The sequence below is a fragment of the Streptomyces luteosporeus genome (assembly GCF_039532865.1).
Lineage (GTDB): Bacteria > Actinomycetota > Actinomycetes > Streptomycetales > Streptomycetaceae > Streptomyces > Streptomyces luteosporeus.
The window spans coordinates 66,502-92,413 of record NZ_BAAASL010000002.1; the positions used below are offsets into that span (position 1 = coordinate 66,502).

Sequence of the window (25,912 nt, forward strand, 5' to 3'; positions counted from 1 at the left end):
CGCTGGAGGGCCGGTCGGGTGACGGGGCCCTGGTCAGGCGGTCGTCCGGTCAGGCGGTCGTCAGAAGTACCTTGCCCACGTGGCTGCTCTCCTCCAGCACGCGGTGCGCGGCGGTCGCCTCCCGCAGCGGCAGCGTGCGGTCGATCACCGCCCGTACCCTGCCGCCGCCGATCAGCGGCCAGACGTGTTCGCGCACGGCCGCCACGATGGCCGCCTTCTCGGCGAGCGGGCGGCCGCGCAGCGACGTACCGGCGACGGCCGCGCGCTTGGCGAGCAGCTTGCCCAGGTCCAGCTCGGCGCGGCGGCCGCCCTGCAGGCCGATGATGGTCATCCGGCCGTTGACGGCGAGGGCGTCGAGGTTCCGGTCGAGGTACTTGGCGCCGATGATGTCGAGGATGACGTCGGCGCCGATGCCGCCGGTCACCTTGTGGAGTTCCTCGACGAAGTCCTGCTCGCGGTAGTCGATGAGGATGTCCGCGCCCAGCTCCCGGCACGCCTCCAGCTTCTGCGGGCCGCCCGCGGTGACGGCCACCCGCGCGCCGACCGCCTTGCCCAGCTGCACGGCCATCGTGCCGATGCCGCTGCCGCCGCCGTGCACCAGCAGCGTCTCGCCCGGCCGCAGGTGCGCGATCATGAACAGGTTGGACCAGACGGTGGCGGTCACCTCCGGCAGCGCGGCCGCCGAGACCAGGTCCATGCCGTCCGGTACGGGCAGCAGCTGGCCGGCCGGCACGCACACCTGCTCGGCGTACCCGCCGCCCGCGAGCAGCGCGCACACCTCGTCGCCCACCGCCCAGCCGCTCACGCCCGGGCCCAGCGCGGCGATGCGGCCGGAGACCTCCAGCCCCGGGTACGGGGAGGCGCCGGGCGGCGGGTCGTAGAAGCCCTGCCGCTGCACCACGTCGGCGCGGTTGACGCCGCTGGCCACCACGTCGACGAGGACCTCGCCCTCGCCGGGTACGGGATCGGGGACCTCGGACCAGACCAGGGCCTCGGGGCCGCCGGGCACGGGAATCGTGATCGCATGCATGGCGCGAGGCTACTCGCCGGCGGGCGGTCTTCCGCGGCTATTCCGGCACTGTTCCGGGCTGTTCCGGCGCTGTTCCGGGCTATTCCGCGGCGGCGGGCGGCCGGGCGCGGACGATCGTGATGAGGCGGTCCGTCGCCTGCAGCCGGCCGATCTGCGGGTCGTCGTAGCCCAGCAGCCGGTGCCCGCGCAGCACGGAGACGACCAGGTCGTCCGTCTCGCGCACGCCGCGCCCCACCTCCGCCTTCACCACGGGGCGCTCGACGAGGTCGAGGCCGCTGCCCTGCTGGATGAGGTCCTCCATCACGGTGCCGGCGCTCGGGCTGAGCACCGACAGGCCCAGCAGCCGGCCCGCCGCGCTCGCGCTCGTGATCACCGCGTCGGCGCCCGACTGGCGCAGCAGCGGCGCGTTCTCCTCCTCCCGCACGGCGGCCACGATCTTCAGGGCGCGGTTGAGCTGCCGGGCGGTCAGCGTGACCAGGACGGCCGTGTCGTCCCGCTGCGTCGCCACGATCACCCGGCGGGCCTTGTGCACCTCGGCACGCAGCAGGACGTCGCTGCGGGTCGCATCCCCGACCACCCCCGCGTAGCCCAGCGCCGTGGCCGACTCGACGACCTTGGGATTCGGGTCGACGACCACGATCCGCTCCTTCTCGCGCGGCTGCCCCGTGGCCACCAGGGTCTGCACGGCCGACCGGCCCTTGGTGCCGAAGCCGACGACGACGGTGTGCTCGCGCAAAGCGGACCTCCAGCGGGCCAGGCGCCACTGCTCACGGGTGCGCTCCGTGAGCACTTCGAGCGTGGTGCCGACCAGAATGATCAGGAACAGGACGCGCAGGGGCGTCACCAGCAGCACGTTGCTCAGCCGTGCGCTGTCGCTGTACGGGACGATGTCGCCGTACCCCGTCGTCGACAGGGTGACGGTCGCGTAGTAGACGGAGTCGAGGAAGTCGACCGAGCCGTCGGCGTTGTCGTGGTAGCCCTGCCGGTCCCCGTAGACGATGGCGACGGTGGCCACCATCACCAGCAGCGCGAGCAGCAGCCGGCGGCCCACCTGCCGTATCGGGGCCACCGTGCAGCGCGGCAGCACCACCCGGGCGTCCGCCACCGGCGCCTCGTCCCGGGACGCGGCGTCGCGCTCCGGCAGGATCACGGCGCACCACCCGGGCGCGGCAGCACCAGCACCTCCGCCGCGTCACCGGCGGCGAGCCCGCCCGGCGGTACGACGGCGAGCGCATCCGCACCGGCCAGGCCGCGCAGCATCGCCGGACCGTGGAAGCGCAACGGCAGCAGCCACCCGTCCGACCGGCGCACCACGGGCACCAGGCGCGTACTGCTCGCGTGCCCCGGCACCACCTCGGCCACCTGCGCCCACGACGGCTGGGCCGCCGGACGGCCGGCGAGCGCCCGCAGCAGCGGCGCGGCCAGCGTGAACAACCCCGCCACGGCGGCCAGCGGATTGCCCGGCAGACCCACCAGGTGCCGGCCGTCGCCCAGGCGTGCGAGCAGCATCGGATGACCGGGCCGCACGGCCACCCCGTCCACCAGCAGCTCCGCGCCCAGCCGGCGCAGCGTGGGGTGCACATGGTCGACCGGACCGGCGGCCGTACCGCCCGTGGTCAGCACGAGATCCGTGTCCGACGCCTCCAGCGCACCGCTGAGCGCCGAGGCCTCGTCGCCCAGGCGCCGGGTGGCGACCACCTCGGCACCGAGCGCCTCCAGCCACGGGCCCAGCATGGGCCCGAGCGCGTCCCGGATGCGGCCGTCGTGCGGCAACCCCTCGCGCAGCAGCTCGTCCCCGAGGACCAGCACCTCCACGCGCGGCCGCGGCACGACCCGCACCTGGTCGTACCCGCACGCCGCGGCCAGCCCCAGCACGGCGGGCGTGACGAACGTACCGGCCGGCAACAACTCGTCGCCCTTCTGGCACTCCTGCCCCCGCGGCCGCACGTCCTGACCGTGCGTCACCCGCCGCTGCGCCTGCAACTCCCCGTGCGGCCCCACGGTGCCGTGCTCACTGCGCAACACCGCAGTGGCCCCGGGCGGCACACGCGCCCCGGTGGCAATGCGCACGGCATGCCCGTCGGCCAACGGCGCGATGCTCCCCCGCCCGGCGAGGATCCCCTCGTCCCCGCCGACCCGCCACGGCCCGGGCCCGGCAACGGCCCACCCGTCCATGGCGGAGGTGTCGAAGGACGGCAGATCGACAAGTGCGGTGAGCCCCACGGCAAGGGTCTGCCCCAGGGCCTCCCCGATCCCCACGTCCCGCACCCCGAGCACACCGGCAGCCCCGGCGGCAACCTCCCGGGCGGCGGGCCAGGGGGTGGGACGCTCAGGGGAGACGGAGCCCGGTTCGGGAACGCTTCGAGCAGAGCGGGCGGACCCGGCGCGGTCCGGCTCGGAGGCCGGGGGCACGGCATCGTCCGGCTCCGAGGCGGCGGACCCCGTGCCGGATGCCGGGCCGTCGGGGGCAGCAGCAGCCGCATCGGCCTGCTCCGCAGCGCCGCCCGCGGCCGCCGTGCCGGCGTCACCGTCGGCGTCCCCGCCACCAACGGCAGCCCCCTCGGCCTGACCGTCCCCTGAGCGGGCGTCCCCGGGCAGCACGCCCGACCCGGCCGGCACGAGCAGCGGGGCCAGCGGGTCCTGGGGCGCAGCCCCGGTCCCGGCCAAGGGGGTCCGGGGCGCAGCCCCCACGCGGCGGAGCCGCACATCGGTACTGTCGGGAAGGGGCGGGGTGGGGGAAGAAACCTCCCCGAACGGATCCGCCGCAAAGTCGAAGTCGAACCGCCCCGCCGGCCGCACCCGGTACCGCGGCCGCACCCCCCCGCCCCGCCGCGCATCGGCCAGCAGGGCCAACGCTTCCGCCGTCGCCCGGTCGAGCCCCGCCCGGTCGTCGTCCGCGGAAGCGGGCCGGCCGTCGCCGTCGCGGTCGCTGTCGGCGTCGCCGGCGCTCACGCCTGCTCCCCGGCGGCCTCCGCCGCCCACCGCCGTGCCAGTTCTCCCGCGACACGGGACGCTTCGGCGACCGCTTCGGGCCCGCCGCCCCGCTGGGCGGCGGCGTAGCCGATGAGGAAGGTCGTCAGGGGTGCGGCGGGCCGCGCCACGCCGTGGGCCGCGTCGCGCGCGAGGTCGAGGAGGCCGGTGACGTCGACGTCGAGGTCGAGGCCGAGTTCGGCCTTGACGGCGGAGATCCATTCTTCGAGCACGGTTCCATCGTCCCTGATGTGTGCGCGGGCCCGGCTGATGTCCTCCCAGGTGTCGCAGTCGAAGGAGGGGGCGGCGGCCCCGTGGCCGCTCGCGGCGGCCGGCACCCGCTGCGTGGTCAGTTCGCCGGCGAGCAGTCGTACGGGCAGCCCGCTGAGCGTGCCGTGTTCGGCTGCGAGCAGGCCGATCTCGCGTCGCAGCGCCTCCGTGCGGTACGCGGCGACGAGCGGCTGGTCGCGGCCCTCGGCGTCGACGAGCAGTGCGGCTTCCGCGGGGTCGAGGGCGCCGAGGAGGCCGTGCATGGTGCGGGGGGCGAGGAAGGGCAGGTCGGCGGAGAGCACGAGCACCCGCTCGGCCCGCACGCAGCGCAGTCCGGCGGCGAGGCCGGCGAGGGGGCCGCCGCCGGGTGGTTCCTCGCGGGTCCAGGTCACGGGCCGGGCGGTGGGCCGCCTGGGGCCGACGACCACCGTCCGTCCGGCGTCGGGGCAGGCGCCGAGGACCCGGTCGAGGAGCCGGCGCCCGCCGACCCGTACCGCGGGCTTGTCGGCACCGCCCAGACGCCGGGCGGCTCCCCCGGCCAGTACCACCGCGTCGTATTCCGTCACCCTTCGAGTATGTCGCCAGGCGGCGTCCGCACCGGTCTCAGACCGTGCGCAGCAGCACCGCCGGTTGTTCGACGCAGTCGGCGACGTACCGCAGGAAGCCGCCTGCCGTGCCTCCGTCGCACACGCGGTGGTCGAAGGTGAAGGACAGCTGCACCACCTGTCGTACCGCCAACTCGCCCTCGTGCACCCACGGCTTGGGCGTTATTCGGCCGACGCCGAGCATGGCTGCTTCGGGGTGGTTGATGATGGGCGTGGAGCCGTCGACGCCGAACACCCCGTAGTTGTTGAGGGTGAACGTGCCGCCGGTCAGCTCGGCGGGGCTGATCTTCCCGGCGCGCGCGGCCTCGGTCAGGCGTGCCATTTCGACGGAGAGCTCGACGGCGTTGCGCGCGTGGGCGTCGCGGACGACGGGGACGACCAGGCCCCGGTCGGTCTGGGCGGCGAAGCCCAGGTGGACGTCGGGCAGCCGCACGATCTCGTGGGCCTCGGTGTCGACGGTGGCGTTGAGCTCGGGGTACTTGGCGAGTGCTGCCGTGCAGATGCGGGCGAGCAGGGCCAGGAGGGAGACCTTGGCGCCGCCGGAGGCGTTCATGGCGTGGCGGGCGGCCAGCAGCTCGGTGGCGTCCGCGTCGACCCAGCAGGTGGCGTCGGGGATCTCCCGCCGGCTGCGGCTGAGCTTCTCGGCGACGACGCCCCGTGCGCCGCGCAGGGGTACGCGCAGGCCGTCGTTGTTCTTGCGGCCGGCGGTGGTGCGGCGGCCGGTGCGGGCGGCGGGCCGGGCGGCCGAGGGGCCGGCCGGGGTGGCGCCGGGGCCGGCTGCGGCGGGGACGGCCCGGACGACGTGCCCGGTGTGCTCGGTGTGCTCGCCGTGTCCGGCCTCGGCGGCCTGTTCGACGTCCGAGCGCAGGATGAGCCCGTCGGGGCCGGAGCCGTGGAGCCGCCCGAGGTCCACGCCGCGCTCGCGGGCGAGCCGGCGCACGAGCGGGGAGATGACCGCCACGGCACGGGCGTCGCCGGCGGCCTCCGGCCCGGGGGCGGGTGCAGCGGCGGGGGCCGGGGCCGATACGGCCGGCCGGGCCTGCGGCCGCACCCGGCGCCGCCGGCCGGCGGCCGGGGCCTGGGTGCCGTAGCCGACCAGGACGTTGCCGGAGCCCTCCTCGGCGGCGCCGGCGTCCGGCGCGGTGGCCGTCTCGCCGACGGCGACGGTCAGCAGCGGTGCCCCGACGGGCAGTTCGGTGCCCTCGTCGCCGAAGCGGGCGGTGACCACGCCCCCGTAGGGGCAGGGCACCTCCACCATGGCCTTGGCCGTCTCGACCTCGACCACGGGTTGGTCGACGGCGACCACGTCGCCGACTTCGACGAGCCAGCGGACGACCTGTGCCTCCGTGAGTCCTTCACCCAGGTCGGGCAGCGTGAATTCGCGCACGACCGCCATCAGCGCGCACCACTCTCATAGTCGTCGGAGGTCCATTCGGATTCCCACTGCAGCCGTGCCACGGCGTCCAGCACCCTGTCCACGTCCGGCAGATGGTGCTTTTCGAGCATGGGCGGCGGGTACGGCACGTCGAAGCCCGTCACGCGCAGCACCGGTGCCTCCAGGTGGTGGAAGCAGCGCTCGGTGATCCTTGCCGCGATCTCCGCGCCGGGGCCGCCGAATCCCGCGGCCTCGTGGACGATCAGCGCGCGGCCGGTGCGGCGCACGGAGGCGCACACGGTCTCCTCGTCGAAGGGGACGAGCGAGCGGAGGTCGACGACCTCCAGGTCCCAGCCCTCCGCGGCGGCCGCGCGGGCGGCCTCCATGCACACGGGCAGGGAGGGGCCGTAGGTGACGAGGGTCGCGGAGGTGCCGGGCCGGCGCACGACCGCGCGTCCGATGCCGGGCACCGGCTCGGGGTGCTCGGGGTCCCAGTCGTCCTTGCCCCAGTACAGCCGCTTGGGCTCCATGAAGACGACGGGGTCGTCGGAGGCGATCGCTGCGCGCAGCAGCCCGTAGGCGTCGGCGACGGTGGCGGGGGTGACGACGTGCAGGCCGGGTGTGGCCAGGTAGTAGGCCTCGGAGGAGTCGCTGTGGTGCTCGACGCCGCCGATGCCGCCGCCGTAGGGCACGCGCACGGTGATGGGCATGGGCAGGGCGCCGCGGGTGCGGTTGCGCATCCGGGAGACGTGGCTGACGAGCTGCTCGAAGGCGGGATAGGCGAAGGCGTCGAACTGCATCTCGACCACCGGGCGCAGCCCGTACATCGCCATGCCGACGGCCGTGCCGAGGATGCCGGCCTCGGCCAGGGGCGTGTCGGTGCAGCGGTCCTCGCCGAACTCCTTGGCCAGGCCGTCGGTGATCCGGAAGACGCCGCCGAGCGTGCCCACGTCCTCGCCGAGGACGTGCACGGCGGGGTCGTCGGCCATGGCGTCGTGCAGCGCGCGGCCCAGGGCCTGGGCCATGGTGGCCGGCTTGCGGCCGGTTGCGGCGGGCGCGGTGGTCATCGCGGCCTTCCTTCCTGGGGGTCCTCACCGGGCCCCGGGAGCTCCCCCGCGGCGGTCAGCTCAGCACGCAATTGTGCTGCCTGCTCGCGCAGTTGGGCAGTCTGCTCGGCGTAAACGTGCGTGAACATCTCCATCGGATCCAGGACGGGGTCCTGGTGCATCCGCTCGCGCAGGTCGGCGGCGAGCCGCTCGGCGGCCTCCGCCTCGGCGCGTATGCCGGCGTCGTCGAGCAGACCGCGGCCGGTGAGCTCGCGTTCGAGCAGGACGAGCGGGTCGTGGGCGCGCCACGTCTCGACCTCGGTGTCGCCGCGGTAGCGGGTGGCGTCGTCGGCGTTGGTGTGGGCCTCGATGCGGTAGGTGACGGCCTCGACGAGGGTGGGCCCGCCGCCTGCCCGGGCCCGGTGCACGGCTTCGGTGAGGACCTGGTGGACGGCGGGGGCGTCGTTGCCGTCGACGAGCCTGCCGGGCATGCCGTAGCCGACGGCCTTGTGGGCGAGGGAGGGCGCGGCGGTCTGCTTGGCGAGCGGCACGGAGATGGCGAAGCCGTTGTTCTGCACGAGGAAGACGACGGGCGCCTGCCAGACGGCCGCGAAGTTCAGCGCCTCGTGGAAGTCGCCCTCGCTGGTGCCGCCGTCGCCGACCAGGGCGAGGGCGACGACGTCGTCCCCCTTGAGGTGGGCGGCGTGGGCGAGGCCGACGGCGTGCGGGAGCTGGGTGGCCAGCGGGGTGCTCAGGGGGGCGACGCGGTGCTCGCGGGGGTCGTAGCCGGTGTGCCAGTCGCCGCGCAGGAGGGTCAGGACCTGGACCGGGTCCATGCCGCGGGCGACGGCGGCGAGGGTGTCGCGGTAGCTGGGGAAGAGCCAGTCGCGCTCTTCGAGGGCGAGCGCGGCGGCGACCTGGCAGGCCTCCTGGCCGGTGGAGGAGGGGTAGACGGCGAGCCGCCCCTGCCGGGTGAGCGCGGTGGCCTGGGTGTTGTACCGCCGGCCGCGCACCAGCTGCCCGTACAGCCGGCGCATCAGCTCGGGGTCGAGCGCGTCGGCCGCGGGGGTGCCCAGCACCCGGAACGGCTCCGCGTCGGGCAGCAGCGGTGCCGGGTCGGTACGGGGTTGCCAGGCGGGGGGCGGCGTGGGCCGGTAGGGACCCGGCTGCTCCAGAACCGTCATGGCGAGCACCTCCTCTTGGGACGAGCCTGACCGGAAAGCGTCGTGCGCTCTCCCTACCGATTGTTCGGTCGTCGACACTTTTTGGCTACAGGCGGCCCGAGCCTGTGGACAAACGGTTCTCCACAGCCTGAGATATGGACAGCGCGTCCATGAAGGGGAGGCATGGCGGTATGCGGGACGAACAGATGGCCACGTCGGGGGGCAGACCACCGGCCCGTCCGCTCGACGAGATCGACCGGTCGATCCTGCGCATGCTCCAGGCCGACGGCCGGGCCTCGATACGCTCGGTGGCCGAGCGGGTGCACGTCTCGCGGGCCAACGCCTACGCGCGCATCAACCGGCTCATCGACGACGGGGTCATCCGGGGCTTCGGGGCGCGAATAGACCAGGAGCGGGCGGGGCACGGCGCGTCCGCGTACATCACGCTGAAGATCGTCCAGAACTCCTGGCGCACGGTGCGCGACAAGCTGCGCGAGCTGCCCGGCGCCGCGCACATCGCCCTGGTCAGCGGGGACTTCGACGTCCTGCTGCTGGTGCACACGCGCGACAACCGGGCCCTGCGGGAGCTGGTCCTGACCCGGATCCAGGCCATCGAGGAAGTGCTGAGCACCCGGACGCTGCTGGTGTTCGAGGAGACGGACATGGACGACGTCCACCCCTCGCAGGACGCGCACTGAAGGACTCGCAGGGCGAGCAGGGCAGGGCGGGCAGGCAGGGCGGGCAAAGCAGGGCGAGCAGCACGGGAGGCGGGCCGGCCGCGGGGGCCGGCCCGGTTCAGCGGTCCGTGCGCAGGCCGTCGAAGGCGGTGTGGATCACGGCGGCGGCGACCTCGTCGGCCGTGGCGGCGCCGCCGCGCTCCGGCCGGTACCACTCGACGACCGAGTTGATCATGCCGAAGAGCAGCCGGGTCGCCAGCCGCGCGTCCACGTCCTGGCGCAGGTCGCCCTCGGCGGCGGCCTCCTTCACCAGACCGGCCACCCGGTGGTCGAACTCGCGGCGGCGCTCCATGGCCCAGCGCTCGGTGCCGGTGTTGCCGCGCACCCGCAGCAGCAGCGTCACGTACGGCAGCTCGGTGATCAGCACCTCGACCGTGCGCCGGGTGACGTGCTCCAGCCGGTCCACGGCCCGCCCGGTGCTCGCCCCGGGCTCGTCCAGCACGGCGAACAGCCCGTCCAGCGCCCGGCTTATCGCCAGGCGCAGGAGCTCTTCCTTGCTCTTGACGTGGTGGTAGATCGAGGACTTGGAGATCCCGGCCGCCTTGGAGAGGTGCTCCATGGACGTGCCGTCGTAGCCCCGCTCGTTGAACACCTTGACGGCGACCGCGAGCAGCGATTCGGGCGTGTAGGTGTCGCGCTTGGCCATGGTCATGATTACAGCAGGCTCTCTTCGACGGCCGCACGGCGGCGCAGGGTCTGGCAGGCGCTGTAGCGTCCGCCGGGGTATTCGTGGTCCATGTTCAGCAGGAACTGCCGCAGCCAGGTGGTGTCGAGCGACCGCCCCCACTCCAGCGGGCCGGCGGGGTAGTTCACGCCCAGGCGCATGGCGGTGTCGATGTCCTCGGCGCTCGCCACGCCCCGGCCGGCGGCGTCCTCGGCGAAATCGGCGAGGAGGGCGACCGTACGGGCGACGATCATGCCGGGGATGTCGCCGATCACGCTGACCTTCTTGCCGAGTGCCTGGAAGAGGCCGACGGCCGCCCGGACGTCGGCCTCCGGGGCCGTCCTGGAGGGTGCCAGAGCCACCCGGGTGCAGGTGCGGTAGTCCAGCGCCAGGTCGAAGTCGATGCGGGGGCCGAGGTGCGCGGCGTTGGTGGGCCCCCGGCCGTCCGTGAGGCACAGCTCGGTTCCACCGGGCAGGACGATGCTGCCGTCGTAGGTGTCCTGCCCGCCGTCACGGGTGATCTTGATGCCCGCTTCCTCGATCATCTGCGGCAGGACCGCGGCGGGTCCGGTGAGGCGGTGGCGGTACCCCACCTCGGCGGGGGCCGCGCACGGCTCGGCCGTGCCGGGCTCGGGCTTCTCGGCTCCTTCGCCGTACGCGAACCACCCGCGGCCGGTCTTCCGGCCCAGCAGCCCCGCCTGCACCAGCCGGCCCTGCGCCAGCGACGGCGTGAACTTCGGGCTGTGGAAGAACGCCTCGTACACCGAATGGGTGACGGAGTTGTTCACGTCCTGACCGATGAGGTCGGTGAGCTCGAAGGGACCCATGCGGAAGCCGCCGCTCTCCCGCAGGACGGCGTCGATGGTCGCCGGGTCGGCCGCCCCCTCCTCGTACACCCGCAGCGCCTCCGCGTAGAAGGGCCGGGCGAGGCGGTTGACGATGAAGCCGGGGGTGTCCGCGCAGGCCACCGGCGTCTTCCCCCAGGCCGTCATGGTCGCCCGCGCCCGCTCGGCGGCCGCCTCGTCGGTGGCGAAGCCGCGGACCACCTCCACCAGCGGCATCAGCGGCGCGGGGTTGAAGAAGTGCAGGCCGACGAAGCGCCCGGGGTGGCGCAGGGCCGCGGCGACGGCGGTGACGGCAAGGGAGGAGGTGTTGGTGGCCAGCAGGCAGTCCTGCGCAACGACCTGTTCCAGCTCCTCGAACAGCTTTTGCTTGACGCCGAGTTGCTCCACAATCGCCTCGATGACCAGCGCGGAGCCGGCGAGTTCGGCGAGCTGCGCGGCGGGCCGCAGCCGGGAGAGGGCCGCGTCGCGGACGGCGGCGTCGAGCCTGCCCTTGTCCACCAGGCGGCCGAGCCGGGCGGCGATCGCCCCCGCCGCCTCCTCCGCGCGGCCGGGCGCGGCATCGTACAGCCGCACGGGGTGCCCCGCGGTCAGGGCGACCTGGGCGATGCCCTGGCCCATGGTGCCGGTGCCGACGACGGCGACGGCACGGGCCGGGTCGATTGCGGTCATGGCAGTGATCCTCCCCGATGCGTTGTCCACAGGTTCGCCGGGCCCCCTTGTCCCGACCGATCGTTCGGTTACTGTATCCATCGGGGGTGCATCTGGTCCCCCGTATCGGAGCCCCGCTCGACGAGGAGTTGGTCAGACGTGACCGCCGGACTCACCACCGCTCAGCTGATCGAGAAGCACCGCCCCACGCTCGACCAGGCGCTGGAGGCCATCCGCACGCGCGCCTACTGGTCCCCCTTCCCCGAGCACCCGAAGGCCTACGGCCCCGAGGGCGTGCCCGGCAGCCTCGACGCCGCCGCCGGCCAGGCGGCCTTCGACGCGCTGCGCGGCCGGCGCTTCGAGCTCGACCAGCCCGGCACCGACGGCTGGGCCGGCTCCGAGGTCTCGCCGTACGGCATCGACCTCTCCATCGAGTACCCGCATGTGGACACCGACGTCCTGCTGCCCGCCATGCGCGCGGCCATGCCGGCCTGGCGCGAGGCCGGGCCGCTGGCCCGGGCGGCGGTGAGCGCGGAGATCCTGGCCCGTATCAACGCCCGTACGCACGAGTTCGCGCACGCCGTGATGCACACCAGCGGCCAGGCGTTCATGATGGCGTTCCAGGCCGGCGGCCCGCACGCCCAGGACCGCGGCCTGGAGGCCGTGGTCTACGCCCTGGCCGAGCAGACCGCGGCCGCGCCGGAGAGCGCGGAGTGGGTCAAGCCGCAGGGCAAGCGCGACCCGCTGAAGCTGGACAAGCGCTTCACCCCCGTGCCCCGGGGCATCGCGCTCGTCATCGGCTGCAACACCTTCCCCACGTGGAACGGCTTCCCGGGCCTGTTCGCGTCCCTCGCCACCGGCAACGCCGTCCTGGTCAAGCCGCACCCGCGGGCCGTGCTGCCGCTCGCGCTGACCGTGAGCATCGCCCGCGAGGTGCTGCGCGAGGCCGGCTTCTCCCCCGACCTGGTCGCGCTGGCCGCCGAGCGGGACGGCGAGGGCATCGCCAAGAGCCTGGCGGTGCGCCCCGAGATCCGCCTCATCGACTACACCGGCTCGACCGCCTTCGGCGACTGGCTGGAGACCAACGCCCGCCAGGCCCAGGTCTTCACCGAGAAGGCCGGTGTGAACACGATCGTCGTCCACTCCACCGACGACTACAAGGGCATGCTCTCCAACCTGGCCTTCTCGCTGTCCCTGTACAGCGGCCAGATGTGCACCACCCCGCAGAACCTGCTCGTCCCGCGCGAGGGCATCGCCACCGACGCCGGCCACAAGTCGTACGACGAGGTGGTCGCCGACCTCGCCATGGCCGTGGAGAAGCTGCTGGGCGACGACGCCCGGGCCAACGCCCTGCTCGGCGCGATCGTCAACGACCAGGTCAAGGCCCGCATCGACGCCGCCGCGCAGCTGGGCGAGGTCGCCCTGGCCTCGCGCACGCTGACCAACCCCGACTTCCCCGGCGCCACCGTGCGCACCCCGGTGATCGTCAAGCTGGACGGCGCCAAGCCGGATGCCGAAGCGGCCTACTTCTCCGAGTGTTTCGGCCCCGTGTCCTTCGCGGTGGCCGTCGACTCCGCGGAGGCGGCCGTCGAGCTGCTGCGCCGCACGGTGCGGGAGAAGGGCGCGATGACGGTCGGCGCGTACACCACGTCGCCGGAGGTCGAGCGCCTGGTGGAGGAGGCCTGCCTGGAGGAGTGCGCCCAGCTCTCCTTGAACCTCACGGGCGGTGTGTACGTGAACCAGACCGCGGCCTTCTCCGACTTCCACGGCTCCGGCGGCAACCCGGCCGCCAACGCGGTGCTGTGCGACAGCGCGTTCGTGGCCCCCCGCTTCCGCGTGGTGGAGGTCCGCCGCCAGGCCTAGGGCCTGTCCGGCGGATCTTCGTCACGCGGCACCACGGCGCCCCGTAAGGGGCGCGGGGAACTGCGCGATCAGCCACCAACGGCCCGCAGCCAAGCGCGCCACCCCTGGGCCCGGGCGCAGCACGGCGCTCCGTCTACGGGCGCGTCGTGGCTTGTCGCGCAGTTCCCCGCGCCCCTACGGGGCGCTGCACGATCCACCGGACACGCCCTAATCGGCCCGCGCCCCCGAACCCCAGTGGAACAAGGCCATCGCCACACTCGTGGCGAGGTTGTAGCTCGACACCTGCGGCCGCATCGGCAGGGCGACCAACCGGTCCGCCCTGCCCCGCAGCTCCGCCGACACCCCGTGCCGTTCCGAGCCGAAGACGAGCAGCGCGTCGTCGGGCACGGCCACGGCACGGATGTCCTCGCCCTCCGGGTCCAGGACGTACAGCGGCCCGTCCGGCAGGTCCTCCGCCGGCAGCCGCTCGACGGCCGTCGCGTAGTGCAGCCCGGCCCCGGAGCGCACCGCGTTGGGGTGCCAGGGGTCGAGGGTGCCGGTGGTGATGACGCCGGTGGCCCCGAACCCGGCCGCGAGGCGCACCACCGCGCCGACGTTGCCGAGGTTGCGGGGGTTGTCCAGGACGACGATCGGTGCCTGCCGCGGCCGCCGGGCCAGCGCCTGCAGATGGGCGTCGCGGTCGGGGCGGCCGGCCAGTGCGGCCACTCCCGTCGGGTGGACCCTGGGCAGCAGGGTGCGCAGGGTCTGCGCAGGAACCTCCACCAAGAGGTCCGCGAGCCGGTCCGTCAGGTCGTCGGCCAGGTCCTCGGCCAGTTCCAGGGCGGCCGCCCGGTCGCTGGTGAGGGCCATGCTCACCGGCGCTCCGAAGCGCAGGGCGTGCTTGAGGGCGTGGAAGCCGTCGAGGAGCACGGCGCCGGGGGCCAGGGCGGCCCACCGCTCCGGCGCCGCCGTGGTCTCGGAGTCGTCGTGCCTGGTCATGGGCTCAGCCTAGGGTCCGCCGACCGGAGTCGACGTCCTGGGCCGGTCGCCGGCGGCCTCGCCGGCGCCATCGGTGCCGCTGGTGCCGCCGGCGACCGGGACCGCCCGGCCCGGCAGCCGCCCCGTCAGTCGCGCCGTCATCCGTCCCGTCAGCCGTCCGGCCGCCGTCCCGAGGCGGCGCAGGAAGGACGTCGGCAGGAACACCGCATCGGTGACGATCATCGCCAGGGAGAAGAACGGCAGGCCCATGAGCACGGCGATGCCCACGTGCTCGGCCATCATCACCGGCAGCAGCACGTTCTTCACGCGCCGGTTCAGCAGGGTGAAGGGGAAGGCCGTCTGCGCGATCACGGTGCCGTAGCTGAGCAGCATCACCACCGTGCCGTCCGACGCCAGGGCGTGCGAGAGCGCGGGCCAGGGGGAGAAGTAGTCGATGTGCATCGGGTAGTACAGCGCGGTGCCGTCCTGCCAGCGCGAGCCCTGGATCTTGTACCAGCCGGCCGTGGCGTAGATCAGGCACACCTCGGCCATGATCACCAACAGGGCGGCGTTGTGCGCCAGATGGGCCAGCACGTCCAGCACGGTGCGCGGCTCGCCGGGGGCGTGGCGGCAGACCACCCACCACAGGCCGTGCACGCCCCACAGGCCCCACAGGGCCGCGGCCCAGCCGATGCCGGGGAGGGGGCCGTGCTCGGTCCACGACAGCGCGGGGTCGGCGAGGACCTGGGCGGCGGCGAGGGCCGTTCCGCACACGGCCCACAGCACCACGCCCGTCGTGTCCCGCCCCGGGGCGGCGCCTTCGCGGGCCCGGCGGGCCGCGCGACGGGCGTCGAGCGACCAGACCCGGCCGCAGCGGGTGAGGACCATGTACATGGACATCAGGTGGACGACGTTGTCGCCGCCGTCGCCGACGAAGACGCTGCGGTTCTGCAGGCCGAGCACACCGAGCATGAACAGCACGGACATCGTGCGCGTGCGCCAGCCGAGCATGAGCAGGACGCCGGAGACGACGGCGAGCGCGTAGACGGCCTCGAACCACCACCGGCCGTCGGACCACATGAGCACGGTGAAGGCGTGGTTGTCGGCGGTCAGCTCGCGGGCCAGCGACCAGCCCCAGGGGGCGTTCGGGCCGTACAGCTCGTGGCGTTCGGGCCATTCGCGCAGCAGGTAGCCGACCCACACGAAGGACAGGCCGATCCGCAGGAGGGCGCTCTGGTACGGCCCGAGGGAGGAGCCGGTGACGCGGTCGATGCCGCGCCGGAGGGCGGTGGTGGTCGAGGCGTTCATCGGGTCCGGGCCTCCGCGAGGTCGTCGCCGGTCACCGGCCACCAGGCGAGCACCCGCTGGACGGGCGTGGTGTCGGCCTTCTCCTGGCTCCAGGGCGGCGGGGCGATGGGCGTGGTGACGGTCCTGACCTGGACGCGGTCGACGGGGCGGCCGTCGCGCTGCGCGCCGAGGCGGGAGACGACGATGCGCCGGACGTAGCTCTCGGAGAGCCGTCCGCGCAGGCCCTGGGGGCGTTCCTGGACGTCGTGGGTGGCGGCGTAGAAGTCCCAGGCGCGGCGCAGTTCGTTCTGGCGCGTGTGGCTGGGCAGGGGGTTGTGCAGGATGCCGGCGCCGTCGAGGGCCGACAGGTTCGTCCAGGGGGTGACGGTGGTGCGGCCGTCTGGGCCGCGCAGCTCGGCCCGGGCCTGGACGGCGATGTTCTGCTGCAGGGGGTTGGGGGCGAAGAACTTCCAGTTCTGCTCGAACTCGGGAAGGACGTAGTCGTCTATCGCCTGCGCGTGCTGTCTGCTGACGGTGTTCTGCGGCGCGACGTGCAGGAACACCATCAGCAGGTGCATGGTCGCGGCCAGCGCGATCAGGGCGGCGCCGGCCGTGACGACCAGGCAGGCGGGCAGGGACAGGCTCCTCACCCCGGCGGCGGGCGGGTGGGGTCCCGCCCGCCCGGCCGCCCCGCCGGCTCGCGCGCCCGCCTCGTGCGTCTCCATGCCCGCCCCGATTCCGTCTGCTCGCGTACTGCTCTCGTACTGCTTTCTTGCGGTGTACGACCCGAACCGTACCGACGCGGGCCTGGCAGGCCCAGCGCCCGGAGGGCCCGGGACGGCCGCGCGCACGCCCGCCCGCGGACCGCCCGCCGGGTTATCCACAGGGTTGACAGGCCCCGGGGCCGGGCCCACCATTGAACCGAACGATCGGTCGGTAGGGAGAGTTCGCGAGGCGAGGGGGCACGGACATGACCACGACGGCGCCGGAGGCAGGGACTCTGGAGGCGGTGTTCGACGCCGCGGTCGCCGCGGACGAGCGCATCGAGCCGCGCGACTGGATGCCCGACGCCTACCGCGCGACGCTCGTCCGGCAGATCGCCCAGCACGCCCACTCCGAGATCATCGGCATGCAGCCGGAGGCCAACTGGATCACGCGGGCGCCCTCCCTGCGGCGCAAGGCGATCCTCATGGCCAAGGTCCAGGACGAGGCGGGCCACGGGCTGTATCTGTACAGCGCGGCCGAGACGCTGGGCACCAGCCGCGAGGAGCTGCTCGACAAGCTGCACGCCGGCCGCCAGCGCTACTCCTCGATCTTCAACTACCCCACCCTGACCTGGGCCGACGTCGGCGCGATCGGCTGGCTGGTGGACGGCGCGGCCATCACCAACCAGGTGCCGCTGTGCCGCTGTTCCTACGGGCCGTACGCGCGCGCCATGGTCCGCATCTGCAAGGAGGAGTCCTTCCACCAGCGCCAGGGGTACGAGCTGCTGCTCACCCTCAGCCGCGGCACGCCGGCCCAGCACGAGATGGCCCAGGACGCCGTGAACCGCTGGTGGTGGCCCTCCTTGATGATGTTCGGCCCGCCCGACGACGCATCGGCCCACTCCGCGCAGTCCATGGCATGGAAGATCAAGCGGCACTCCAACGACGAGCTGCGCCAGCGCTTCGTGGACATCTGCGTCCCCCAGGCGGAGTCCCTCGGGCTCTCCCTGCCCGATCCCGACCTGCGGTGGAACGAGGAGCGCGGCCACTACGACTTCGGGCCCATCGACTGGGCCGAGTTCCAGGAAGTGCTCCGGGGCAACGGCCCCTGCAACGACCAGCGCATCACCCAGCGCCGCACGGCACACGAGAACGGCGCCTGGGTGCGCGAGGCAGCCGCGGCGTACGCGGCCAAGCACGGGAAGGCGACGGCATGACCGGCACCGACTGGCCCCTGTGGGAAGTGTTCGTGCGCAGCAGGCGGGGCCTGTCCCACACGCACGCCGGCAGCCTGCACGCGCCGGACGCGGAGATGGCCCTGCGCAACGCCCGCGACCTGTACACGCGGCGCTCCGAGGGCGTCTCGATCTGGGTGGTGCCCTCCGCCGCGATCACCGCCTCGTCGCCGGACGAGAAGGATCCCTTCTTCGAGCCCGCCGCCGACAAGCCCTACCGCCACCCGACCTTCTACGAGATCCCCGAGGGGGTGCGGCACCTGTGACCGTGGCACCCGCCCTTCCCGCGGCGCTCGCCCTCGGCGACGACGCCCTGGTGCTCTCCCACCGGCTCGGCGAGTGGGCCGGGCACGCCCCCGTGCTGGAGGAGGAGGTCGCCCTCGCCAACATCGCCCTCGACCTGCTCGGCCAGGCCCGCACCCTGCTCTCCCTCGTCGGCGACGAGGACGAGCTGGCCTTCCGCCGCGAGGAGCGCGCCTTCCGCAACGTCCAGCTCGTCGAGCAGCCCAACGGCGACTTCGCCCGCACGATGGCCCGGCAGCTGTTCTTCTCCGTCCACCAGCACCTGCTGTACGGGCAGCTGGCCGCCGGGGACGGGCCGCTGGCCGGCCTGGCCGCCAAGGCGGTCAAGGAGGTCGCCTACCACCGCGACCACGCCGAGCACTGGACGGTGCGGCTCGGCGACGGCACCGAGGAGAGCCACACCCGGATGCAGGACGCCCTGGACGGCCTGTGGCGGTACACCGGCGAGCTGTTCGAGCCCGTCGAGGGCCTGGAGGTGGACGGGACGGAGCTGCGCGAGGGCTGGACGAAGGCGGTCGCCGACGTGGTCGAGCGGGCCACGCTCACCGTCCCCGGCGGCCCGCAAACCGGCAGCTGGACGGCCGGCGGCGGCCGGCAGGGCATCCACACCGAGCCGTTCGGGCGGATGCTCGCCGAGATGCAGCACCTGCACCGAAGCCACCCGGGGGCGTCATGGTGAGCCCGCGCACCCCCCTGGAGCCCACGCGGCCGGAGCCCACGCCGCTGGATCCCACACCGCTGCATCCCACGCCGCTGGAAGAGGAGCTGCGGGCCCTGGCCGGGGCCGTCCCCGACCCCGAGCTGCCCGTGCTCAGCCTGGCCGAGCTGGGCGTGCTGCGTCAGGTGCACATCACCGGTCCGGGCCGGGTCGAGGTGGAGCTGACCCCCACCTACACCGGCTGTCCCGCCATCGAGGCCATGTCCGAGGACGTCCGGCAGGTGCTGCGCGCCCACGGCCAGCAGGAGGTGACGGTCCGCACCGTCCTCTCGCCGGCCTGGTCCACCGACGACATCACGCCCGAAGGGCGGCGCAAGCTCGCCGAGTTCGGCATAGCCCCGCCCCGGCCCACGGGGGCGAGCGGGCCGGTCATGGTCGACCTGGCCATCCGCTGCCCCCACTGCGGCTCCACCGACACCACGCTGCTCAGCCGGTTCTCGTCCACCGCCTGCAAGGCCCTGCGCCGCTGCGAGTCCTGCCGCGAACCGTTCGACCACTTCAAGGAGTTGTGATGGCAGCGGCCCACCACGGCGCGTTCCACTACCTGCGGGTCACGGCCGTCGAACCGCTCACCGACGACTCGGTCGCCGTCACTCTCGCGGTGCCGCCCGCCCTGCGCGAGGCCTTCCGGTACACGCCCGGCCAGCACCTGGCGCTGCGCCGGACGGCCGACGGCGCCGAGATACGCCGCACCTACTCCCTCTGCGGCCGGGCACCGGGCCCCGAGGGGCCGCAGTCCCTGCGGATCGGGGTGCGGCTGGTGGACGGGGGCGCCTTCTCCACGTACGCCCTCAAGGAGCTCGCCCCCGGGGACACGGTCGAGGTGATGGTGCCCGCCGGCCGGTTCGTGCTCGCCCCGCGCCCGGGCCACTTCGCGGCGATCGTCGGCGGCAGCGGCATCACCCCGGTGCTCTCCATCGTCTCCACGCTGCTGGAGAGCGAGCCGGCCGCCCGCTTCTGCCTGATACGCAGCGACCGCACGACGGCCTCGACGATGTTCCTGGACGAGGTGGCCGAGCTCAAGGACCGCTTCCCCGACCGCTTCCAGCTCGTGCAGACCCTCTCCCGCGAGGAGCAGCAGGCCGGCCCCGCCTCCGGCCGGCTGGACGAGGAGCGGCTGACCCGGCTGCTGCCGGCCCTGCTGCCCGTGCCGGACGTCGACGGCTGGTTCCTGTGCGGCCCGCACGGGCTGGTGCAGGGCGCCCGCGGCGCGCTGAAGGCGCTGGGCGTCCCCCGCGAGCGCGTCCACCAGGAGATCTTCCACGTCGAGGAGGACCCCGCCGGCCCCGCGGCGGCCGGCGCACCGGCCGGGACACCGGCGCACAGCACGGTGACCGCCAAGCTCGACGGCCGCAGCGGCAGGTGGCCGGTGCGCGAGGGGGAGTCGCTGCTGGAGACCGTCCTGCGCAACCGCGCCGACGCCCCCTACGCCTGCAAGGGCGGCGTGTGCGGCACGTGCCGGGCGTTCCTGGTCTCCGGCGAGGTGCGGATGGACCGCAACTTCGCTCTGGAGCAGGACGAGTTGGACGCCGGGTACGTCCTGGCCTGCCAGTCCCACCCGGCCACGGAGGAGGTCGAGCTGGACTTCGACCGCTGAGCCGACCGGCTCGTGCACAATGCGACGGCGTCTCCACATTCCCAATTGGGCATTCCCAATTGGGCGAGCAGCCCCTATCTTGACGGGCCGTCAGATGATGTGGACGGCTGACGAAGGGGCGGCGCAGTGGACTTCACCTTCACCGAGGAACAGCAGGCGGCCGCCGAGGCCGCACGGGCCGTCTTCTCGGGCGTCGCCCCCGATGCCGTCCCCAGCCCGGCCCTGACCCCCGGCGCGGTCGCCGAGGACTTCGACCGCCCGCTGTGGCAGCGCCTGGCCCGCGCCGACCTGCTGGGCCTCGTCGTGCCGCAGGAGCACGGCGGCTCCGGCCTCGGCCCCCTCGCCCTGTGCCTGGTGCTGCGCGAGGCCGGCCGGGTGCTGGCCCGCGTCCCGCTGCTGGAGACCGCCGCCGCGGCCCTGGTCCTGCGGGCGTGCGCGGCACCGGAGACCCGGCACCTGCTCGCGCCCCTCGCCCGGGGCGAGCTCGTCGTCACCGTGGCCGCCAACGGCCGCACCGGCCACGACGCCCCCACGCTGTCCGCCACCGCCACCCCGCACGCCGGCCACTGGCTCCTGGACGGCGCCCACACCGCCGTACCGTGGGCCGCCACCGCCGACCGCGTCCTGCTGCCGGCGCACACGCCCGACGGACGAACCGTCCTCGCGCTGCTCCCGCCCGGCCGCACCGGCATCACCCTCGCCGAGCAGGTCTCCACCAACGGCGAGCGCCTCGCCCACCTGACCCTGGACTCCGTCCGCGCCGAGCACACCGAGATGATCACCGCCGACGGCGCCTGGGAGCTGCTGCGCACCACGCTGACCTGCGGCACCTGCGCCCTGGCCCTCGGCCTGGGCGAGGCGGCCGCCCGGATGACGAGCGACTACACGAGCAAGCGCGAGCAGTTCGGCCACCCGCTGGCCACCTTCCAGGCCGTGGCCGTCCAGTGCGCCGACCGCTACATCGACCTGCGCGCCATGGAGGCCACGCTCTGGCAGGCCGCCTGGCGCCTGGAGTCCGGCGCCCCGGGCCCGCTGCCGGCCGCGGCCGACGTGGCCGTCGCCAAGATCTGGGCGGCGGAGGGCGTGCGCCGCGTGGTGCAGACCGCCCAGCACCTGCACGGCGGCTTCGGCGCGGACACCGACTACGCCCTGCACCGCTACCACGCCTGGGCCAAGCAGCTCGAACTGGCGCTGGGCCCGGCCGCCGCCCACGAGGAGGCCCTGGGCGACCTGCTGGCCGCCCACACCCCGGGCTAGATCACCGGAAGACCGGAGGTCAGATCACCGTGCCGGGCGCGCCGCCGGCGTCCACCACCGGGCGGCCGGCGGCCGCCCACACCTGCATGCCGCCCTCGACGTTCGCCGCGTCCAGTCCCTGCTGCACCAGGTAGGCGGTGACCTGCGCGGAGCGACCGCCCGAGCGGCAGATGACGTTGATGCGCCCGCCCTCGGGCGCCTTCTCGGTCAGCTCGCCGTAGCGCGCCACGAAGTCGCTCATCGGGATGTGCAGCGCCCCCTCGGCGTGCCCCGCCTGCCACTCGTCGATCTCGCGCACGTCCAGCAGGAAATCGTCGGACGTCAGGGCGTCGACGGTGACCGTGGGAACTCCGGAACCGATAAACATGCCTCCGACGCTACCGGACGCTAGGCGACGAGCGAGGCCAGGTGGGCCTCGCGTTCGGCGATCTGCGCCACCAGCCCCTCGGCGATCTGCACCAGCAGCCCGTCCGGGTCGTCGGGCGCCATCCGCAGCATCGAGCCGATGGCCGACTCCTCCAGCTCCGCGGCCAGGACGGAGAGCATCTCCTTGCGCTCGGCCAGCCACTCCAGCCGCGCGTACAGCTCCTCGCTGCGGTTCGGCCGGCGCTGTGCCGGCAGCGGGCCGGCCGCCCACTCCTCGGCCAGCCGCAGCAGCTGCGCCTCGTCGCCGCCCGCGTAGGCGGCGTTCACCCGGACCATGAACTCCTCGCGGCGCCGGCGTTCGCCGTCCTCCCGGGCGAGGTCGGGGTGCGCCTTGCGGACGAGGTCCCGGAAGATCTTGCGCGCCTCGTCGCTCGGCCGCACCCGCTGCGGCGGCCTGACCTGCTGATCGGTGAGCATGGCCTGGGCCTCCGGCGAGAGCCCGTCGCCGTCCATCCAGCCGCCGAACAGCTCCTCGACCCCGGGCATCGGCTGCACCATGGCGCGCGCCTCGCGCGCCCGCTGCACGTCCTCGGGCGCGCCCGTGCGCGCCGCGACGGCCTCGGCGATGCGTGCCTCGAGCTCGTCCAGGCGGGCGTACATCGGGCCGAGCCGCTGGTGATGCAGGCGGGAGAAGTTCTCCACCTCGACCCGGAAGGTCTCCACCGCGATCTCGAACTCGATCAGTGCCTGTTCGGCCGTCTCCACCGCCCGGGCGAGACGCTCGACGCCGGGCTCCTCGGAAATATCGGCTTCCGGATTCGTCACCCGCCCAGGGTACGAGGTCAGGGGCGGCTCAGATCCCCGTCTCGGCCGCCACCCGCCCGCTGCGCACCGCGGCCGCCAGCTCCGCGTGATCCGCTTCCGTACGGTCGGCGTAGGTCACGGCGAAGGCCGCGATCGCCTCGTCGATCTCCTCGCCCTTGCCGCAGTAGCCGGCCACGACCAGCGGATCGAGGCTGTGCGCGTGCGCCCGGGCGAGCAGCGCCCCGGTCATCCGCGCGTAGTCGTCGAGCTCGTCGCTGGCCAGGAGCGCCGGGTCGACGCTGCCCTTGCGGTTGCGGAACTGGCGTACCTGGTACGGCCGTCCGGCCACCGTCGTCCAGCCCAGCAGCACGTCGCTGACGACCTGCATCGACTTCTGCCCCAGCACCACGCGCCGTCCCTCGTGCGCGACCGGCGCGGCGGCGAAGCCCGCCTTCTCCACGTGCGGCAGCAGCGCGGAGGGCCGGGCCTCCTTCACCTGCAGCACCAGCGGCTCGCCCCGGTGGTCGAGCAGCAGCACGACGTACGAGCGCAGGCCCACGCTGCCGGTGCCCACGATCCGGAACGCCACGTCCTGCACCTCGTAGCGGGCCAGCAGCGGCAGCATCTCGGCGGGCAGGGTGCCCAGGTACGCGGCGAGCGCCGCGGCGACCTCGGCCGCCTCCCCGTCCGGCACCCGGCGCAGCACCGGCGGCGCGTCCACGAACCGCCGCCCGCCCGAGCCGTCCTTCTCCGTCGCCTTCGCGGCGAAGCGGGCGCTGTTGTTGCGCCGCGCCTTCTCCGCGACCCGCTCCAGCGTCCCGGCCAGCTCGTGGGCGTCGGCGTGCGAGACGAGCTCCTCGTCGGCGATGGCGTTCCACGCCTCGCTGGCGGGCATCCTGGCCAGCAGCCGCATGGTGCGCCGGTAGGCGCCCATCGCGTCCCGCGCGGCCTGCCGGCACGTCTCCTCCCCGGCCCCGGCCTCCCGCCCGGCCAGCACCAGCGAGGCCGCCAGCCGCTTGACGTCCCACTCCCAGGGCCCGTGCAGCGTCTCGTCGAAGTCGTTGAGGTCGATGACCAGCCCGCCACGCGCGTCCCCGTACAGCCCGAAGTTGGCCGCATGGGCGTCGCCGCACACCTGGGCGCCCAGCCCCGTGACCGGGGTGTCCACCAGGTCGTACCCCATCAGCCCGGCCGAACCGCGCAGGAAGGCGAACGGCGAGGCCACCATGCGCCCCACCCTTATCGGAACGAGCTCCGCCAGCCGCCCGGCGTTCACCGCCTCCACGCTCTCCACGGCCCCCGGCCGCCCGGCCCCGACCCGGAACTCGGCGTGCGCGGCCCGCGGCACCTTCGCCCGCAACGCCTTCCCCACCGCCTTGCCCCCACTCCGAGCGGCCCCCCGCCCCACCGGCTCCGCAAACCCCGGCACAAACGGCAGTCGCGCCATCACGGCGCCTCCTCCCCCGTCGACGACAGTGCCCCGAAGGTACAGCCCGGCCGTCGAAGGGAAAGGGTGCGCAGCGCCGCCGGGAGAGTTCAAGATCACAAACGCTGGGGATCCGGAAGGACGGAACAGCACCCGGAGATGCAGAGCGGCCCCCTCCGAGTGACTTCCGTCACTCGGAGGGGGCCGCTCCGACTGGTGCGCGAGGGGGGAGTTGAACCCCCACGCCCTTGCGGGCACTGGAACCTGAATCCAGCGCGTCTGCCTATTCCGCCACCCGCGCATTGGGTGTGTCCTCAGGCTACCAGGTCGAGATCCTGGGCTTTTCGGCCCGGGCTTTCGTCCGTTCGCCTTCCGACACAGAGAACATTAGCACGGTCCCGAGGGTGCCTTCACACCCGTTGCCCCCGGCCGCCCCCGTGCGGGACCACGGGGAGGGCTCCGGTTGCGCGACACTGGGCTCGGGCCGCCTCTACGATCCGCGTAGCGGATCCGCGTGGGCGCGCGACGCGGGGGCGGCCGGGGCGACACTCGTCACTCCTGGCGCCGAAGGGGAACCACCTGTTTTCCCGGCGCGTGGATACGATCAGTAAGCAGTACAGGAACGACACCGAGCATCACAGACGTCACTGAGGGAAGGAGGTGCCCCGTGGGAGTACTGAAGCGCTTCGAGCAGCGACTCGAGGGTCTCGTCAACGGCACCTTCGCCAAGGTGTTCAAGTCCGAGGTGCAGCCGGTCGAGATCGCGGGGGCACTCCAGCGGGAGTGCGACAACAACGCCACCATCTGGAACCGTGACCGCACCGTCGTCCCCAACGACTTCATCGTGGAGCTGAGCGCCCCCGACTTCGAGCGGCTCAGCCCGTACTCGGGGCAGCTCGGCGACGAGCTGTCCGGCATGGTCCACGACTACGCCAAGCAGCAGCGGTACACCTTCATGGGCCCGATCAAGGTCCACCTGGAGAAGGCCGACGATCTGGACACCGGTCTGTACCGGGTGCGCAGCCGCACGCTGGCCGCCAGCGAGTCGCAGGAGCCGCACGGCAGGCCGCCGGCGGGCCGGGCCGCGGGCGGGGGCTACCCGCCGCAGCCGGCCGGGGCGCCGCCCATGCCCGCCTCGCCGCCGCCGGGCGTGCGCCCGCTGCCGCGCACCGGGCCGGGCCCGAGCGCCGGCGCGGGCGGCCAGACGCGCCGCTGGATCGAGATCAACGGCACCCGCCACCAGATCTCGCGGCCCACCCTCGTGCTGGGGCGCAGCACGGAAGCGGACGTACGCATCGACGACCCCGGCGTCTCCCGCCGGCACTGCGAAATCCGGGTCGGCACCCCCGCGACGATCCAGGACCTGGGGTCGACGAACGGCATCGTGGTGGACGGACAGCACACCACGCGCGCTACGCTCCGCGACGGCTCACGGATCGTCGTGGGCAGTACCACCATCGTTTACCGGCAAGCCGAAGGGTGAAGCGGGGGCAATGTCAGAGCTGACCCTCACGGTCATGCGGTTGGGTTTCCTCGCCGTACTGTGGCTGTTCGTCATCGTGGCCGTCCAGGTCATCCGCAGCGACCTGTTCGGCACCCGCGTGACCCAGCGCGGGTCCCGTCGCGGTGACGGCGGCCGCGCCGCGCGTGCGGCGCAGACCGCGCCGCCGCAGCAGCGCCAGCAGCAGTCCGGCGGCGGTGGCCGCCGGGCGGACCGTTCGCGGCGCGGGGCGCCCACCAAACTGGTCGTCTCGGAAGGCTCCCTGACCGGCACCACCGTGGCCCTGCAGGGCCAGACGATCTCCCTCGGCCGTGCCCACGACTCCACGATCGTGCTGGACGACGACTACGCCTCCAGCCGGCACGCCCGGATCTACCCCGACCGCGACGGCCAGTGGATCGTCGAGGACCTGGGGTCGACCAACGGCACCTACCTCGACCGGACCCGGCTGACCACTCCGACCCCGATCCCGCTCGGCGCGCCGATCCGCATCGGCAAGACCGTCATCGAGCTGCGGAAGTAGTAGGACCATGACGACCGG

General features: G+C 73.8%; 25 protein-coding genes and 1 tRNA gene. 10 read left to right on the plus strand and 16 right to left on the minus strand.

Annotation, left to right across the window (positions count from 1 at the left end; all coding sequences use genetic code 11):
• Positions 1-49: 49 nt before the first annotated feature.
• The 7 genes from ABD361_RS02475 to pdhA all read right to left on the minus strand — a co-directional run bounded on the left by ABD361_RS02475 (position 50) and on the right by pdhA (position 8,480).
• Positions 50-1,030 (minus strand): NAD(P)H-quinone oxidoreductase, encoded by a 981-nt coding sequence (locus ABD361_RS02475; protein WP_344432954.1) that lies wholly within the window; start codon positions 1,028-1,030, stop codon positions 50-52.
• Between the two features lie 79 nt (positions 1,031-1,109).
• A complete protein-coding gene (locus tag ABD361_RS02480; protein ID WP_344432955.1) occupies positions 1,110-2,180 on the minus strand; it encodes a potassium channel family protein in 1,071 nt (356 codons plus the stop codon).
• Positions 2,177-3,655 carry a molybdopterin molybdotransferase MoeA gene (locus ABD361_RS02485; protein ID WP_425583139.1) on the minus strand — a complete coding sequence of 493 codons (1,479 nt, stop codon included), beginning with the start codon at positions 3,653-3,655 and terminating at the stop codon, positions 2,177-2,179. Before ABD361_RS02485 ends, ABD361_RS02480 begins: the two co-directional genes overlap by 4 nt.
• A gap of 323 nt (positions 3,656-3,978) precedes the next feature.
• Positions 3,979-4,836, minus strand: a complete 858-nt coding sequence (locus ABD361_RS02490; protein ID WP_344432956.1) for an NTP transferase domain-containing protein — start codon at positions 4,834-4,836, stop codon at positions 3,979-3,981.
• Between the two features lie 37 nt (positions 4,837-4,873).
• Complete coding sequence (locus tag ABD361_RS02495; protein ID WP_344432957.1) at positions 4,874-6,271, minus strand: dihydrolipoamide acetyltransferase family protein; 1,398 nt, start codon at positions 6,269-6,271, stop codon at positions 4,874-4,876.
• The gene (locus ABD361_RS02500) at positions 6,271-7,317 is read right to left on the minus strand and encodes an alpha-ketoacid dehydrogenase subunit beta (RefSeq protein WP_344432958.1); all 1,047 of its coding nucleotides are present in this window, start codon (positions 7,315-7,317) and stop codon (positions 6,271-6,273) included. The genes ABD361_RS02495 and ABD361_RS02500 overlap by 1 nt, the downstream gene beginning before the upstream one ends.
• Positions 7,314-8,480: a pyruvate dehydrogenase (acetyl-transferring) E1 component subunit alpha gene (pdhA, locus tag ABD361_RS02505; protein ID WP_344432959.1), complete on the minus strand. Its 1,167-nt coding sequence runs from the start codon at positions 8,478-8,480 to the stop codon at positions 7,314-7,316. Before pdhA ends, ABD361_RS02500 begins: the two co-directional genes overlap by 4 nt.
• A gap of 170 nt (positions 8,481-8,650) precedes the next feature.
• Between pdhA and ABD361_RS02510 the strand changes: the two genes are divergently transcribed.
• Complete coding sequence (locus ABD361_RS02510; RefSeq protein ID WP_344432960.1) at positions 8,651-9,157, plus strand: Lrp/AsnC family transcriptional regulator; 507 nt, start codon at positions 8,651-8,653, stop codon at positions 9,155-9,157.
• A gap of 97 nt (positions 9,158-9,254) precedes the next feature.
• On the opposite strand, the gene ABD361_RS02515 is transcribed toward ABD361_RS02510, so the two are convergent.
• Complete coding sequence (locus ABD361_RS02515) at positions 9,255-9,848, minus strand: TetR/AcrR family transcriptional regulator (RefSeq protein ID WP_344432961.1); 594 nt, start codon at positions 9,846-9,848, stop codon at positions 9,255-9,257.
• 2 nt (positions 9,849-9,850) lie between these two features.
• Positions 9,851-11,374, minus strand: coding sequence for a 3-hydroxyacyl-CoA dehydrogenase (locus ABD361_RS02520; RefSeq protein WP_344432962.1), 1,524 nt, complete (start codon positions 11,372-11,374; stop codon positions 9,851-9,853).
• 138 nt (positions 11,375-11,512) lie between these two features.
• On the opposite strand from ABD361_RS02520, the gene paaN reads away from it, so the two are divergent.
• Complete coding sequence (gene paaN / locus ABD361_RS02525; RefSeq protein WP_344432963.1) at positions 11,513-13,216, plus strand: phenylacetic acid degradation protein PaaN; 1,704 nt, start codon at positions 11,513-11,515, stop codon at positions 13,214-13,216.
• Positions 13,217-13,423: 207 nt separating this feature from the next.
• On the opposite strand, the gene ABD361_RS02530 is transcribed toward paaN, so the two are convergent.
• From ABD361_RS02530 to ABD361_RS02540, 3 genes are read right to left on the minus strand one after another with little or no spacing between them, the layout of a single operon-like run.
• The gene (locus ABD361_RS02530; protein WP_344432964.1) at positions 13,424-14,194 is read right to left on the minus strand and encodes a TrmH family RNA methyltransferase; all 771 of its coding nucleotides are present in this window, start codon (positions 14,192-14,194) and stop codon (positions 13,424-13,426) included.
• Between the two features lie 9 nt (positions 14,195-14,203).
• On the minus strand, positions 14,204-15,481 hold the full coding sequence (locus tag ABD361_RS02535; RefSeq protein ID WP_344432965.1) for an HTTM domain-containing protein: 1,278 nt from the start codon (positions 15,479-15,481) through the stop codon (positions 14,204-14,206).
• Positions 15,478-16,185, minus strand: coding sequence for a DUF5819 family protein (locus tag ABD361_RS02540; RefSeq protein WP_344432966.1), 708 nt, complete (start codon positions 16,183-16,185; stop codon positions 15,478-15,480). Before ABD361_RS02540 ends, ABD361_RS02535 begins: the two co-directional genes overlap by 4 nt.
• Before the next feature lie 245 nt (positions 16,186-16,430).
• On the opposite strand from ABD361_RS02540, the gene paaA reads away from it, so the two are divergent.
• The 6 genes from paaA to ABD361_RS02570 all read left to right on the plus strand — a co-directional run bounded on the left by paaA (position 16,431) and on the right by ABD361_RS02570 (position 21,274).
• Positions 16,431-17,381 (plus strand): 1,2-phenylacetyl-CoA epoxidase subunit PaaA, encoded by a 951-nt coding sequence (gene paaA, locus ABD361_RS02545; RefSeq protein ID WP_344432968.1) that lies wholly within the window; start codon positions 16,431-16,433, stop codon positions 17,379-17,381.
• The gene (paaB, locus tag ABD361_RS02550; RefSeq protein ID WP_336410259.1) at positions 17,378-17,665 is read left to right on the plus strand and encodes a 1,2-phenylacetyl-CoA epoxidase subunit PaaB; all 288 of its coding nucleotides are present in this window, start codon (positions 17,378-17,380) and stop codon (positions 17,663-17,665) included. The genes paaA and paaB overlap by 4 nt, the downstream gene beginning before the upstream one ends.
• Positions 17,662-18,381, plus strand: coding sequence for a 1,2-phenylacetyl-CoA epoxidase subunit PaaC (gene paaC / locus ABD361_RS02555; RefSeq protein ID WP_344432969.1), 720 nt, complete (start codon positions 17,662-17,664; stop codon positions 18,379-18,381). Before paaB ends, paaC begins: the two co-directional genes overlap by 4 nt.
• Complete coding sequence (gene paaD, locus ABD361_RS02560; RefSeq protein ID WP_344432970.1) at positions 18,375-18,932, plus strand: 1,2-phenylacetyl-CoA epoxidase subunit PaaD; 558 nt, start codon at positions 18,375-18,377, stop codon at positions 18,930-18,932. The genes paaC and paaD overlap by 7 nt, the downstream gene beginning before the upstream one ends.
• Positions 18,932-20,017, plus strand: a complete 1,086-nt coding sequence (locus ABD361_RS02565) for a 2Fe-2S iron-sulfur cluster-binding protein (RefSeq protein WP_344432971.1) — start codon at positions 18,932-18,934, stop codon at positions 20,015-20,017. Before paaD ends, ABD361_RS02565 begins: the two co-directional genes overlap by 1 nt.
• A 126-nt stretch (positions 20,018-20,143) precedes the next feature.
• On the plus strand, positions 20,144-21,274 hold the full coding sequence (locus ABD361_RS02570; RefSeq protein WP_344432973.1) for an acyl-CoA dehydrogenase family protein: 1,131 nt from the start codon (positions 20,144-20,146) through the stop codon (positions 21,272-21,274).
• A 19-nt stretch (positions 21,275-21,293) separates the two neighbouring features.
• Here ABD361_RS02570 and ABD361_RS02575 read toward each other — a convergent pair whose 3' ends face one another.
• From ABD361_RS02575 to ABD361_RS02590, 4 genes are all read right to left on the minus strand, one after another.
• The gene (locus ABD361_RS02575) at positions 21,294-21,641 is read right to left on the minus strand and encodes a rhodanese-like domain-containing protein (protein ID WP_344432974.1); all 348 of its coding nucleotides are present in this window, start codon (positions 21,639-21,641) and stop codon (positions 21,294-21,296) included.
• Positions 21,642-21,661: 20 nt separating this feature from the next.
• Complete coding sequence (locus ABD361_RS02580; RefSeq protein ID WP_344432976.1) at positions 21,662-22,465, minus strand: hypothetical protein; 804 nt, start codon at positions 22,463-22,465, stop codon at positions 21,662-21,664.
• A 28-nt stretch (positions 22,466-22,493) separates the two neighbouring features.
• Positions 22,494-23,891 carry a DUF2252 domain-containing protein gene (locus tag ABD361_RS02585; protein WP_344432977.1) on the minus strand — a complete coding sequence of 466 codons (1,398 nt, stop codon included), beginning with the start codon at positions 23,889-23,891 and terminating at the stop codon, positions 22,494-22,496.
• Positions 23,892-24,084: 193 nt separating this feature from the next.
• Positions 24,085-24,171: transfer RNA gene (locus ABD361_RS02590), tRNA-Leu, on the minus strand.
• A 366-nt stretch (positions 24,172-24,537) separates the two neighbouring features.
• Here ABD361_RS02590 and ABD361_RS02595 point away from each other — a divergent pair.
• Together ABD361_RS02595 and ABD361_RS02600 are read left to right on the plus strand one after the other, a co-directional pair.
• Positions 24,538-25,353: an FHA domain-containing protein gene (locus ABD361_RS02595; protein WP_344432978.1), complete on the plus strand. Its 816-nt coding sequence runs from the start codon at positions 24,538-24,540 to the stop codon at positions 25,351-25,353.
• Positions 25,354-25,363: 10 nt separating this feature from the next.
• Positions 25,364-25,894, plus strand: coding sequence for an FHA domain-containing protein FhaB/FipA (locus ABD361_RS02600; protein WP_344432979.1), 531 nt, complete (start codon positions 25,364-25,366; stop codon positions 25,892-25,894).
• The last annotated feature ends 18 nt before the right edge of the window (positions 25,895-25,912 follow it).